This window comes from Mesorhizobium sp. WSM2240 (genome assembly GCF_040438645.1).
Lineage (GTDB): Bacteria > Pseudomonadota > Alphaproteobacteria > Rhizobiales > Rhizobiaceae > Allomesorhizobium.
This window is the reverse complement of sequence record NZ_CP159253.1, coordinates 1,135,740-1,148,795: the sequence shown is the minus strand read 5'-3', so window position 1 is coordinate 1,148,795 and position 13,056 is coordinate 1,135,740. Positions and strand designations below refer to the sequence as shown.

Genomic DNA, 13,056 nt, shown 5'->3' with positions numbered 1-13,056 from the left:
GCCTGCTCATGCCGCGATCTCCTCCTGCGGCGGCTCGGCTTCATCCTGGTGGAAAGCCAGGAGAAAATCGGCGGCTTTGGAGGCAAGGCTGGCGGCGCGGAAGATGGCGCGATTGTCCTCGCGCAGCACCTTTAGCCATGAGCCGATATAGTCGGCATGGCGCACGGTCGGCTCGATGCCGAGCGTGGAACAGATAAAGGCAGCGGCAATTTCCGCGACCAGTTCCTCGCGGGCATAGGCCTTGGAACCGAAAGAGCCGGAAAGGTCGCGGGCAAGCCGGCTCGGGTGTCCGGTCCAGTGGCCAAGCTCGTGGAAGCAGGTGCGGTAATAGTCGATCTGCTCGAAGAAGGCCGGCTGCGGCGGCACCTGAATGTAGTCTGCGGACTGGCTGTAGAAGGCGCGCTCGCCGCCGATCCGGAAATCCGCGCCGCTCGCGCGAATGAGCGCCTCGGCCTGCGGCAAGATTTCGCGCTCGGGCAGCGGCTCGGCGGCGGCACAGAGGTGCTCGGGCAGGCCGTCGCACTGCGCGACATTGAAGACGGTGAAGCGCTTGAGGTAAGGCACGGCCTGCGGCTCGTCGCCTTCGTCCTTGGCGCGCTCTTTTTCGTCTTTCGGGATGAAGCGGTCGGCATGCACGATGGTGGCGCCGCGCTCGCCCTTCCTGACATTGCCGCCAAGGGAAAGCGCCTGCCGGAAGGTCAGCCAGTTCTGGCTGTGGTAACCGCGCTCGATGACCGCGCCCCACAGGATCAGGATGTTGATGCCGGAATAGCAGCGCCCGGTGGCGGCGTTCCTCGGCAGACCGAGCCCGGCATTGGCCCTGCCCCATGGCTTGACCCACGGCACGCTGCCACGCTCCAGATCGGCAATGATGCGGTCGGTGATCTCCTGATAAAGGCTCGCGTTCGGGCGGCTGCCCTTCTTTGCGCCGGCCTCGCCTCGGGCAGAACGCTTTTCGGTTGCGCGCATCGTCTGGTCCTCCGCTCCCACTCGCGCGCCTTTCCCCGGAAGATCCCATGGGGAGGTGGAGGCAGCGCTCGATCCCAATCTCGCGTGCCTGCCCCCGTTGAGTGGGGTGGGCGGCAGAACGCGACTGGCTTGGCCCGCTGAATGAGGCGGGCCGCACCCGAAGGGCCGGAACGGAGTGGAGGATGCGAGCGCAGCGAGCGTTGCGGCACGCCGCAGCGGGCCTAGAAAGGAGCGTCGCCCACCCCGCGAAACGGGGGCGGGCAACAATCAAACCGCATCGCGAAGCGATGACCGCAGCTGCGATCAACTCGCTTTGACCAACATATTGCTCATGAAGACTTGGAGGGACCAGACACATGAAGACTGAATACGCGACTGAGATTGAAACCAATGCGGTCCATACGACGCTCGGCGCCATCTTCCTGTCCATGGAACTCAGTCGTTCGACCTGGTTGGTGACGAGCTTGTTGCCGTGCAACGGAGAGAAGATGTCAAAGCGTGTCGTCAAGGCGGGCGATACGGCCGGATTGTTGGACCTTGTCCGCCAGCTAAAGACGACGGTTCGGCGCAGAACGTGCCGTGACGTGCCGGTGATCGCAATCCAGGAGGCTGGCCTAGACGGCTTCTGGATACATCGGATCCTTGAGCGTGACGGAATCGAAAGCCATGTGGTCGATGCCGCATCCATCGCCACGTCACGTAAGAAACGCCGAGCGAAGACAGACAAGCTGGACGGCGAGACTCTCCTTCGCGCCCTGCTTGCCTACAAGCGCGGCGAGCCGCGTGTCTGCGCTATGGTCGTTCCACCAACGCCGGAGGAAGAGGACCGAAAGCGCAACAGCCGCGAGCGACGCGCTCTCATCGCGGAGCGGATCAAAATCGTGAACCGGGTGAAGGGGCTCTTGTTCTCGCAAGGTGTCGTTGGATTTGAGCCGCTGAAGCAGGACCGACGCACTCGGCTGGAAGAGCTCAGAACCGGAGACGGCCGGGAGCTGCCGCCGAATTTGAAAACGGAGATTGGGCGTGCCCTGGACCGGATTGAACTCGTGCTTCGGCAGATCAAGGACGTGGAAGCAGCGCGTGACGAAGTGGCCCGCAACGAATGCGCCCCGTCAAAGGTCGCCAATGGGATATCGATGCTCAAACAGCTGCGCGGCGTGGGCGCGGACTTTGCCGAGGTGCTGTGGTCCGAGGGACTGTACCGCGAATTCGCGAACCGAAGGCAGCTTGCCTCCTATGCTGGCCTGACACCGACACCGTGGCAAAGCGGATCGATCAGCCGGGAACAGGGCGTATCGAAGGCGGGCAATCCGAGGCTGAGGACCGTGATGGTGCAATTGTCGTGGTTCTGGCTTTTGCATCAACCTCGATCGGCTTTGGCACAGTGGTTCCAGGAGCGGGTCACACTCGACGGTGGCAGGCGCCGCAAGCCGGCCATCATAGCGCTCGCGAGAAAACTTCTGATCGCGCTGTGGAAGTATGTTCACCATGGTGCTGTCATTGAGGGCGCGGTCATGAAGCCGGCATAATCAACGTACTCTCTGTCCCATCCGCCGGGATTGATCGCTCCCGGCTGATCCAGGGCGAACGAACCTCCCACCCCACTTGGCCTAAAAATGCCGTCCGGAAGACTGGTCGCGTTCCCCTGAGCCTTACCGACGAAAGCGGGATGTTGGTGCAGCTGCCACAGCGCAGCGACCGTATGTGAGTTTGGACCGGTGTTGTCACCGCGCCAAGACGAGAGGCTCGGACCTTGGATCACAACGCATTGAGGTTGATATGCGAAGATAGCCTTGACGACAAAGTCCCCATGTGAGTGGGGTGGGCGGCGAGACGCGACCGGAAAGGCCCGCCGTCAAAGGCGGTCTGCATCCGCAGGACCGGAACGGAGGTGGAGGACCCGGAGCGACAAGCGAAGGGTTGCGGGCCGCCGCGGCGGGCCTAGAAGGGAGTGCCGCCCACCCCGCGCCACCGGGACAGGCTGACAAACAAACCGCGCCGGCCGAAGGACGGCGGCCATCAGCAGCCGAGAGGCTGCCCTGCGCCAGGGGGCGAAGCCGGATGGCCGAGACCGCCTGAGCCTGCCGAAGAAAAGCGGGCTCGGTTCACGAGCACCCGGTGCGCGCCAAGGGCGCGCGGGCGCCCAATTATACAGGAGCTTGGACAGAATCTCGCATGGATCCGAGCCGTGCGCAGCCGTCACGTCGAGAAATTCAACGGTATGGAGGCGCCGCTCTCCAGCGTCGTATGAAGAGATTTGGGGGCTGCGGCCGGGCCCGCAGTCCACGCGGTTGGACAAGTTGCGGAATGTTCCCTTCCCCTGCCCATGAACGCTGACCGCACTTTCGGCGGCAGGAGATGTATTGTCCGGACAAGGACTCCGTTAGTCCCGGTTCGAATCTAGGCTTTCCAGACAGCTTGTTTTTCTCAAAAAATCAGCGGCTTAACAAGGCTAATTAGCAAGTTTGGTTAGCACCTTTATTGGCTTTTAGCAGTTGAGTGTGCCGGAGGAGCGCTACGCATTGAGACAAAGGCTCCTGAGTGCGCCACACACGAAATATGACACACCCCCAGCACTCGACGGGTAGATCCGCACCAATCCCCCACCATTGATACGAGTTCGATGGTGGTCCTGTTTCAATTAGCCCTCATCCCACCAACACCTCGACCTCCTTCGCCTCAACAAGGGCCGTGACCTCGGAATAGAGGTCAATGTTCTGCCCCGGCGCGGAGATTGAGATGACCAAGGCGTATCGGGCCTTGTCCGTAATGCGCTTCTGGCCTGCGTGGGACTTCCACCACCCTCCGACCGGATAGACTGCGATCGCATCATGCAAGGCGAGGTCGGCCGCATAGCCACGCCAGAGGTCACAATGCAGCGATCCGGCTTGCACTGCTTTGGGGCCGAGCAGCCAATAGCTCTGCTCGCTATCGGATTGCGTGCCGTCCTTCTCCTGACTGGCAGAAACACGGCTGCGGAAACGCGCATCTGTTTCGCCTCGCTTCTTCATGTCAAAGCGGAGCCCGAAGGACCGATAAGTGTCCGGACGTGTGGCAGCCTTGCCGGTAAGGTTCGGCTCGATGAAATATGAGAGCGTCACTTTCATCGTGACGATTTCATTTTCGAGTTGCTCCAGCGCGGTCTTAGGCCAAGGCAGGTCGTAAAAGTGCATCTCGTTGAACACAGCAGCGCCTGCCGCGCCCATCGTGTATGGTTGAATCTCCGCCTGTGCGATCATTGTGGCGTCGTTCCGCGCGGACATGATCGCCCGGGTGATATCCGGCACGCCGTAGCCGACCTCGCGAAGCATTTCCTGCACCTTCGCTTTGGTGGCGTTTTTCCCGGTCTTCCAATGGGCTCCGCGTCCGATGAAATTCTTGCGGATAGGCTCCGGCCAGCGGGCCGAATCAACTGTGAGCGCGCGATGTGTCTCAGGCCAGAGATCGGGCAGCGCGGCCTGCAGTTGCCCGACGAAGTTGCCGGCCATGCCGACGGCCGCGCTGGTCGCCCAGAATGGCACCAAAGGTTCCGCAACAACATCCGATCCCGGCGCCAAGAGCGAGACGGCAGGATGCCAATCGCAAAGGCCGGTAGCAGCCGAGAGCATGTTTCCAGCCTCGAACAGGACTTCCGGCTTGATCGGCGTCAGATCGTCGGGAAGCGACTGCGATCCCCTGCTGAAGGGGCTGCGATGATTGGCCGGAACAGCGGGGCTGAGAGCGGGTGGCGGTGCCGGAGCTTGCTCCTTGCGGGTGATGCCGCCGACCGTCACGGCATTCCAACTTTGGGATGGGTCTTCAAGCGACTGGCATGGCAGCACGTCCACTGCCATGCCCTCCAACACGTTTCCGGTCGCAACCACAAGCAGGCGCTTCGGCCGTTCCGATGCTGGTGTTCCTTCTGCCGCTTCCCCGTGCATGGCGCCGGCGGCAATCTGATCGAGTGCGCCGCTCCAGGTCGACGGCCGGCTCGGCGGGAAATCAGTGGTCGAGATTGCCAGACAGAAGCTGCGCAGAACATCTGACTGTTCGATCTCCACAGCGCTGACCGCGCCCTGCGTGACAACGCCGTAGCTCGGCGGTTTAGTGGGCGGGAAGCCTTGCGGCGGCAGGAGCTTCATGGATTCGACGCCGTGGGTCAGTTGAACGGGCTGGATCCCGTTCATCAGCGGCTCGAGATCACCATAAAGGATGAGACCGGCCAAGGGTGTTCCATGACCACCATTGGGATGGTGATCATCCGCGCCCCATCCCACGTCGTAGGCCCAAGCGCCGCGAAGCCCAGGGGCAATCAGTGGGTGGGCGGCGGCTACACCGGTATCGAGGGTGCAAACGACCGGAGATTTCTCGGGTGGAGCTCCGACACGCGGCGCCAACTCCGCAACCCAATCGTGCTGGTCCAAACCGCCGCCGCCCGCAAGAAAAATCTCGATCGTGCCGGTCGCCCGACGAATCTCCATGACGGCACCGGGAATGCGTGCTGAGAAAGCAGCAACACTCCCGGCGGCGCAGTGCAGGAAGAGCACGGTGGTATCGGGGAAAAGCAGACGATCCGCGTGAACGTCGATGTTCGCGTTCTGCGCGGCGGCAGCAATACGTTCCGCAAGCGCAACCGGTTGGCGGACCCACAGTTCCCACCAGGCTGCAGCCGGCGCGGCTAAGTCCACCTCGCCGGTGAAGAGTGCCGTCGCTTCGATGGCGCGAACGTGGTCGATCGCCTCGAAACGGTCCACATCCGGCCGGCGCTGGTTTCCAGGATCGCGACCGTAGTTTTCGATCCGGCCGCGCAGGAAGTCACGCGCATCATCCGGCACGAATAAAAGCGCGCTCTCTGTGCGATCGTCATTTCGCCTAGACCGCAGGACGACCACATCCTGGTTGGGAAATTCGAGATTGGTCGGCACCTTCACGGCCTTGGTCCGCGAACCCTCAGCCGGAGGCACCGTTTCGACCTCGACAATCGTTCCGGGCTTCAGTCCTTGAATGGGCAACCGCTGATCGGCGCCTGCGGCCGGCTGATCGCCAAGTGCTTGCGCCAGTTGGTCAAGGAGATGCTCGGCGTGGGCGGCATAGTCGTCACGCATCGGCTTGCGCTGCTGGTTGCGCGACGGATACTCGTAGGCGGCCTCCTCGCGGAAGACGTCGATCTTGATATGGGAACGGTTTCTTTCGTCGTCGTTTTCAGGCTCCGCCATAAGACCCTACCTGGTAAGTTACATTCCATTTGATCCGGTCGGCGGAGCCTGCCTAACTGCCGGACGAGCGACGGAACTTGCTCCTAAGCGATTGACGGTTCTCCAATGCGTCACGCAATGTCTCCGGCGCAGCCTTCAATGCACCCTCGAGGATGGCATCCTTGACGACGGCATCGGCGGCCCGCACCAATTCTCCTTGGCTTAGCCCTTCGAGGACCGTTTCAAGCGTGAGCCAGGACCCGGCCTTAAATTTAAACTTGCCCAACCGCCGCTCGATTATCGCTCGGGCGGACTTCGCGTCGGGCAACGTGTATTCGATCACCTCGTCAAAGCGCCGTGCCAAAGCCTGATCGAGGATCTCGACATGGTTTGTCGCCGCCAGAACGAGGCTGTCGGTGGAGTTGGGTTCCTCCATAAAGGCAAGGACGGAGTTTAGAACACGGCGTATCTCTCCGACATCATTAGGGTCGCCTCGGCGAGCACCGATCGCATCAAACTCGTCGAGGAGGTAGACACCCCGCGTCTGGGCGACCTGATCGAAAAGCAAACGCAACTTGCCCGCAGTCTCTCCAAAGAAGCGGCTGAACAGGGCTTCGAGACGCACCGTGAAGAGCGGCAGATGCAGTTCGCCAGCCAGCGCCGAGGCCGTCATCGTTTTGCCGGTTCCAGGCGGGCCCACAAGCAGCATATGGGTGGCAGGCGTCTGCCCATGTTCGCGTAGGGCTACGCGCTCCTGCTGCTGGCGCACAATGCGTGCGAGACGTTTGGCAACGTCGTCGGACAGCACCATGTTCGCCAGCTTGATTTTCGGATAGGTGCTTTCGACAAGCCCCTGCAATTCTCCTCGGGGGCGGGCAAGCGGGATCGGCGTCTGGCCGCCTGCAGGCTTGCCGATTCGGCGCTGATCGCGAGCCTTCTGAACGAGCCGTTTCAACTTTTCGGCGTCCTCGGCGCGGCCCTGACGGGCTTCCTGTGCCGCGATCTGCAAGGCGATCGAAAGCAGCTGCTCTTCGTCTCCCTCGACATGCGAACTCAGGAGCGCGAGGATATGCTTCGTCGACATGCTCGCCTCCCCTTATTTCGAATCACAAAGAAAGCGCAGAAACGTTAAGTTTCTACGCTGGCCGACAGAACATAACATGATCATGGGGCACTTTCCAGACTGCCCATCTTGACGCAGCTGGAATCAGCTGTGGAAACAAAATCGTCGGCGTCGTGCAGATAGGGAGATTCCGATTTCCCGGTGTGTAGGGTTCCAGGGGCCAGTTCAGCGAATTCGGGAGGGCATCGCCCGGCGGCATCCTGTGAGATATGATCCTCCAGCTTGGGAGGATCACCGCGATGGATTTCGTTTCTTGGCTTCTCGCGCTAATCGGGATTGCTGGCGATAGGGCGATGCACCGGAGCGACAGGCGCGCCGAGATAGCCAAATTGAACGCTGAGGTCGCGAGTGAAGCAGGTCGGGCGCTCGATATCATCACCGCTGCCATGCCACGCCTGACCCGTCGCTGCGCTCAAGTCTGCGGCGACAGTCCCGAAATGTGCGACAGCATGGTCAAAGTCCTCAATGACCAAAGGGACGCGGCATTGAAGATCATGGCGATGGCCGAGGACTATAAGAAGCAAATCGCCAACGCAAAGGGCCTCGTTGATTGGGATAAGACGCTCCACCATTTCCAAGAGTGGCGCGCAACCGCATCACGCATGACGCCGTGGGTTGAGGATATCGTCAATCGCTATGACGCGATCTTGTATGACGCAGGTGCACGGTAAATGATCCTGCTATCGCAACCGAGCCAGTTTTCCGGTGCATAAAAGCCGGATCATTGGCAACCTTCCCCGACACAATGCCAGATGTATCCTTATGGTGAACGCAGGTCACGGCACCACAGTTCCGGTCGAGGTCGAACCGCAGCAGCCCGCCGTTCCGGTCAAGAAATCGGTGACACCGGATTACATCTTATGCCTTGAAGACGGCAAACCGTTCAAGCCGCTGAAGCGCCATCTAATGACCAGCTCCGGCATGACTCCGGACGAATACCGGGCGAAATGGAATCTGCCGATGGTGGCGCCGAGTTACGCGGCCGCGCGTTCGCGACCGGCCAAAGCATCAGGGTTGGGACGTGAGGCCGGTATACGCGCCGGGGCCTCAAGAAGGCCGCGTAGGGAAGGCTGCGTCCTTCCGCCGTCCCTTGATTAGCGGGCCTGGTCGGGCCACGCATTGCCCGACTCAGCTAGTCGTGCCAATACCACCTCGCGGCGGACCTTTGCCTGCCCGCATCGACCCGTCCGGCGTCCCGCCCCCCGCCACAACGTCGGACGGGTCTTTTCCTTATGAAAAGCCTCACCGAGCGGCAAGCTGGGATTGTCGCAATCACGCTTCTGCAATCACAATGACTTTCATTCGGACCAGCACCTCGTCATTGCGAGGAAAGGGGGCCTTATTTTCTGCCGCCAAGGAAAAATTGTGTCGATACGCCCGTGCGGTGCAGCTCCTCGCCCTGCTCGATCGGACGGAGCACCCGCAATGCCCGCCAACGCCTCCGCCTACGCGCTGCTTCGGCTTGATGGTAGGGATGTGGCGGTTACCGTGCCGCGCCTTACGAAGGGTTGTAGGGTTGTCCGGAGCAAAAGTCGGTGCCGCTTTATGCCCGTGGCGCTCGACCGAGGCTCGTCGAGCTCGTTGATGCGCGAGAGATGCTATACGGGCGGTCCGCCGCAGGGCGTATTACTTCTGGTCAACGCTAGTGCCCCCGCCGAGGTGGTTCCGCGTTGGCCTTGCAGAAGAGCTGTGGCGTCGGTGCGACCTGGCTGACGGGCGACTTGGACGCGCGATGGCAGCCCTTTGACTGAGCGTGCAAAAGGCATACGCTCGGCGGCAGGAGGGTGAGAGCTTGAGATGCCTGGAAAAATGCGGAGAGCGTCAGTCGCTCTTGAGTTTGCCTTATTGACCGCGATCGTGATCGGCGTCGCTGTCGCGGGGTCTTTCATATCGCGTCGTCTCGGCACGGACCAAGACGTTCCGTTGGAAATAGCCATATGCTTCGCGATCGCGCTAACAGTCTACCATGCGTGGTTCTACTTTGTACGCCGGTTCCATACAAAAAACGTCACCAAATACATCGACTATCTTTATCTGGGTGTCACTGCGGTCGGCTTGCTAGCGGCGGGGCTCGAGTTTTCACGGCAGCAATACGAGGCCGATGTTCGTGCGGCGTTCGAGCGCGCACTTGACGCGTTGTCACAGCTTCCCGTGGTGATGGACGATCTCGCCTTCATGTGCCAGCAAGACAAAGACCAATCCGACAAATGCAAGGCCCTGCAGGAAATTCCAACGAATTTCCGCTTCCGACTGAACGAGGTGAACCTCAAGCCGACCATTGACGGGATCGAGGGTCTGGAAAGATGGGCCCGCGCCCTACAAAACGAGTACCATGTACTCGACAATCCAGAGGACAGTTTCTTGGCGCCCGATGTCGTGAACATCCGATCCATCGTCGAGGGATTAAGGGGGAGCCTATTTGTTCACGACGCTCGCGGCGTGCTCGCGCAATACAGATTTTTTGGCTTCTTTCTTCTCGCCGCGGCCCTTGCCATCAGGATCACAAGAGTTTCGATAGAGATATTTGAGTGGTTCAACAATGAGACAGCGCCGGGCAAACCTAGCAACCAAGTCCCCGAAATAGCTGACGGGCAGGCAGGAGCCAAGTCCATCTGGCCGAGGGCATAGCGTAGCGTCGTGAGTCCATGGGACTTGCTGATCTACGGTATAGTTGGAGACGTCTTATGGTGGATGGCATGAGGGCACGATGGATAGCGTTATTGCTTTTAGGCGTCGCGGCAGCTGGAGCTGCCGACCTTCAGGCTGCCGAAAGACTAAGAGTTCCACAGATTCAAGATAGCGGGCACACCTCTCCCCACGTTCGATCGCCGGTGATCTTCGAAGGTGTCGTAACGTACATATTCGGCAACAACTTCATTGTGCGTGAGATAGGTGATGGAAACGACGCAAACTCCGACAGCATCATCGTCCGGCGAAAGGCGGATGGCTTTGCCGTCGGAGACCGGGTTCGAGTCGAGGGCGCCGTTCGCGAGTCTGACGAGCGCGATGAGACTAGAACTACGACGGTCATAGCCGATGCAGTGTTCGAGAAACTGCCTTCTGGGGCTCCGCTTGCGCCGGTAGCAATTGGAACTGGCGGCAGGATGCCGCCCACCGAGGTGCTCTACATATCAGAGGACAGCGGCGATCCGTCGATTTCCGGTACCGACTTCTATGAAAGCCTCGAGAGCACACCCTTGTCAGAATCAACAACCCGGTTGTCGTCGGCCCAACGAATGAGTTCGGCGAGTTCTGGGTGGTGGCTGAACGCGGTGTCGGCGCAACTGGGATGAACTCACTCAGCGGTATTTCGGCAACCCCCGGGGACAGCAACCCAGAACGAATTCAGATACAGGTGACGAAAGCGCAGGCGCCGCAGTTCCAGCACACCGTCGGCGACACGTTTGCAAGCATCGAAGGCTACATTGCATTTGACCGCGGCCTCTACGAACTACGGCTGGTGAATGCGAGCGGCGCCAGCCGGAACGAGCAGGAGATCGTTGCCATAAGTGTCGCTCCTGCCGATGACGTCCTTACGGTCGCCGGCTACAATGTTGAGAACTTGGACCCTGTTCTCGAGCGTGTCGAGCGCACGCCGGTCGGCGATCCTGATGATGATGTCAGCGGCGGAAAATTCAGCTCCATCGCGGATCACGTCGTCAGACTTCTCGGCTCACCGGACATTCTGGCCTTGCAGGAAGTGCAGGACAATGACGGCGGCGAATACAGCGAGGTCGTTGCGTCGGATGTGACGCTGACAACGCTCATTGACGCGATCATCGACGCTGGTGGTCCGCGGTATGAGCCATTGTCCATCGATCCGATTGATGACACATACGGCGGTCAGCCTGGCGGCAATATCCGGGTGGCCGATCTCTTCAATCGGCTCGTATCAGCGCCGACCCCGCCGGTCCGAGTCAGATCGTTGCGCCGGCGTTCGGCAGAAGCCGGCTCCCGCTCGTTGCGACCTTCACGTTTCGTGACCGTGAGGTGAAATTGATAAACGTGCACCTTTCATCGAAGGCTGGCAGCGGCGGCGTCTATGGCATCGTGCGGCCACCGGTGGATCCGGCGGAGCCGGCACGGATCGCCCAGGTGCGGGCTGTGCGCGACTTTGTACGAGGACTACCCCACGACGCGAACCGGACAGTTATCGTCCTCGGAGACTTCAACGCGTTCTGGTACGAAACGCCACTGCTTCTGCTTACCGGCGCCGAGCCGGCGTTCAGGAACCTCGCGCTGGACGAGCCGCCGCTTGAACGCATCAGCTATGTCTTCGAAGGCAATTCGCAGTCGCTCGATCACATGCTTGTCCAATTGGGAAATGACCAGGCAGCGTCGATGCAGGCGCTCCATGTGAATTCGGTCCAGCCGGATAGCCGGAGGGTCAGCGATCACGATCCGAAATTGGTGAGAATAACGTTCCCCTGATTTGGCGGGCTTTCCGCGCTGCCATGTCAATGCAGGGCTCTCCCGCTGAGAGAGAGTTCCGCTTCGCTACACTCTTATCGAAAGATTGAATAAATTCAGCTGCTTAGCGCAGTCTACGATCTTCTTTGGCTACACGCAATCCGAAGCCGGCTTTGAATATTTTCGAATCCCGCTGTGACAGGAGTGTGACAGGAAGACATAGCTTCAACTAGGCCCGATTGCCTTGGCTAAAGCAGCTTATCCTGTTTCAATTTCGATGGCTCCTGATCATCGGCTGATTTGGGTTGACCAGTTTCGGAGGCTCTGTTCCCTGAGCTCCTCTGAGACTGTCCTGCGAACAGTGGACCCCGTTTTACAGCTACAAAATCGGCAAATACTCCCAAAACCGATTTCGCTTCGGTCGATAGGTCTAGCATAGTCAACGGATCAATACTGTGCGCTTTCTCGTCGAATTCCCTAGCGACCGAAAATAGCGACGAAGAATTGTGCTCCCTTGAAAAAAATTCTGCTATTATATCTGATCTGACTTGTTCAAAGAGACGCTCAAAAGCATCTCTAGCCTGAGTCGCTACCACCCGCCCATTTTCCATTGCGCCAGACAATACGGTCAAAACCGAATCAATGCTCGATTGAACGCGCCCATCACCAGCGTCACCATACGTAACACCGTTCGCAATTGACCTGAATCTTGTCGCGGCGTCCTCATAAACGGAACGCTCTAGAGCACTGTCCAACGCGATACACGCCAACGCAGCTGCGATATAGGCCCCCCTTAACGCCTGCTCTCGATGTAGTGGCCTCGTTTCCGCCCGCTCTCCAAAAAAGCGAAACGTCGAGATCGCCTTGTTAAATGCTGGATATCCGGAAAGGCTAATAAGTGCTGATTTCGCGTCAGCTATCCGGCGAAGCCAATCTCCGTCCTGCTTGTGATTGGGATTGCTCTGGATATTCGCCACGAACTGCTCGGCCGATTGGCGAGTTTCGGTGCTCACATTCTTTTGCAGGCGCTCAAGAAATTGCCTCGTCAAGAGGGCAACCTTTTGCTGTTGGGCAAACCTCACTATCTTTGGGTTGTTGTCGGTCGTGGCCACCACCCCTCGGTCGCACCCAAGCGCCAGCTGAACCCCCCTCGTCCACAAAATCCGCTCAAATGCCTTTGGTGAGCGCTTGTCTTTAACGTCGACGATGGTGCGGGTTCTCAAGCTGGCCGACTGTCTACCATAAAGCCAGACGTCGATATCTGTTACCTCTTCCTCGTCGAAGCGTAACGAAACACCCCTTAGCGCGAAGAAACCCTGGCGGGCGAAGTATGCCCTAACAAGTTCTTCTAGCGCTGCGCCCTTCGGTGCCGCCGCCATT

Annotated in this window: 11 protein-coding genes; 7 read left to right on the top strand and 4 right to left on the bottom strand. The window is 59.7% G+C overall.

Annotated elements, in window-relative coordinates; genetic code table 11:
• Nucleotides 1-6: 6 nt before the first annotated feature.
• Complete coding sequence (locus tag ABVK50_RS05470; protein WP_353642525.1) at nt 7-969, bottom strand: zincin-like metallopeptidase domain-containing protein; 963 nt, start codon at nt 967-969, stop codon at nt 7-9.
• Between the two features lie 356 nt (nt 970-1,325).
• Between ABVK50_RS05470 and ABVK50_RS05465 the strand changes: the two genes are divergently transcribed.
• Nucleotides 1,326-2,498 (top strand): IS110 family transposase, encoded by a 1,173-nt coding sequence (locus ABVK50_RS05465; protein ID WP_353642526.1) that lies wholly within the window; start codon nt 1,326-1,328, stop codon nt 2,496-2,498.
• Between the two features lie 1,119 nt (nt 2,499-3,617).
• Here the strand turns inward: ABVK50_RS05465 and ABVK50_RS05460 are convergent.
• Both ABVK50_RS05460 and ABVK50_RS05455 read right to left on the bottom strand, forming a co-directional pair.
• Entirely contained in the window at nt 3,618-6,164 is a 2,547-nt protein-coding gene (locus ABVK50_RS05460) for a S8 family peptidase (RefSeq protein WP_353642527.1), read from the bottom strand.
• Nucleotides 6,165-6,216: 52 nt separating this feature from the next.
• Entirely contained in the window at nt 6,217-7,227 is a 1,011-nt protein-coding gene (locus tag ABVK50_RS05455; RefSeq protein ID WP_353642528.1) for an ATP-binding protein, read from the bottom strand.
• 278 nt (nt 7,228-7,505) lie between these two features.
• Between ABVK50_RS05455 and ABVK50_RS05450 the strand changes: the two genes are divergently transcribed.
• From ABVK50_RS05450 to ABVK50_RS05425, 6 genes are all read left to right on the top strand, one after another.
• Nucleotides 7,506-7,937, top strand: coding sequence for a hypothetical protein (locus tag ABVK50_RS05450; RefSeq protein ID WP_353642529.1), 432 nt, complete (start codon nt 7,506-7,508; stop codon nt 7,935-7,937).
• Between the two features lie 91 nt (nt 7,938-8,028).
• The gene (locus ABVK50_RS05445; RefSeq protein ID WP_353646010.1) at nt 8,029-8,364 is read left to right on the top strand and encodes a MucR family transcriptional regulator; all 336 of its coding nucleotides are present in this window, start codon (nt 8,029-8,031) and stop codon (nt 8,362-8,364) included.
• Nucleotides 8,365-9,111: 747 nt separating this feature from the next.
• Entirely contained in the window at nt 9,112-9,894 is a 783-nt protein-coding gene (locus tag ABVK50_RS05440; RefSeq protein ID WP_353642530.1) for a hypothetical protein, read from the top strand.
• Between the two features lie 56 nt (nt 9,895-9,950).
• Nucleotides 9,951-10,559: a hypothetical protein gene (locus ABVK50_RS05435; protein WP_353642531.1), complete on the top strand. Its 609-nt coding sequence runs from the start codon at nt 9,951-9,953 to the stop codon at nt 10,557-10,559.
• Nucleotides 10,556-11,260 carry a hypothetical protein gene (locus tag ABVK50_RS05430; protein WP_353642532.1) on the top strand — a complete coding sequence of 235 codons (705 nt, stop codon included), beginning with the start codon at nt 10,556-10,558 and terminating at the stop codon, nt 11,258-11,260. Before ABVK50_RS05435 ends, ABVK50_RS05430 begins: the two co-directional genes overlap by 4 nt.
• A gap of 2 nt (nt 11,261-11,262) precedes the next feature.
• Entirely contained in the window at nt 11,263-11,697 is a 435-nt protein-coding gene (locus ABVK50_RS05425; RefSeq protein WP_353642533.1) for a hypothetical protein, read from the top strand.
• 227 nt (nt 11,698-11,924) lie between these two features.
• Here the strand turns inward: ABVK50_RS05425 and ABVK50_RS05420 are convergent, their stop codons facing one another.
• A complete protein-coding gene (locus ABVK50_RS05420) occupies nt 11,925-13,055 on the bottom strand; it encodes a hypothetical protein (protein ID WP_353642534.1) in 1,131 nt (376 codons plus the stop codon).
• Nucleotide 13,056: the final 1 nt, after the last annotated feature.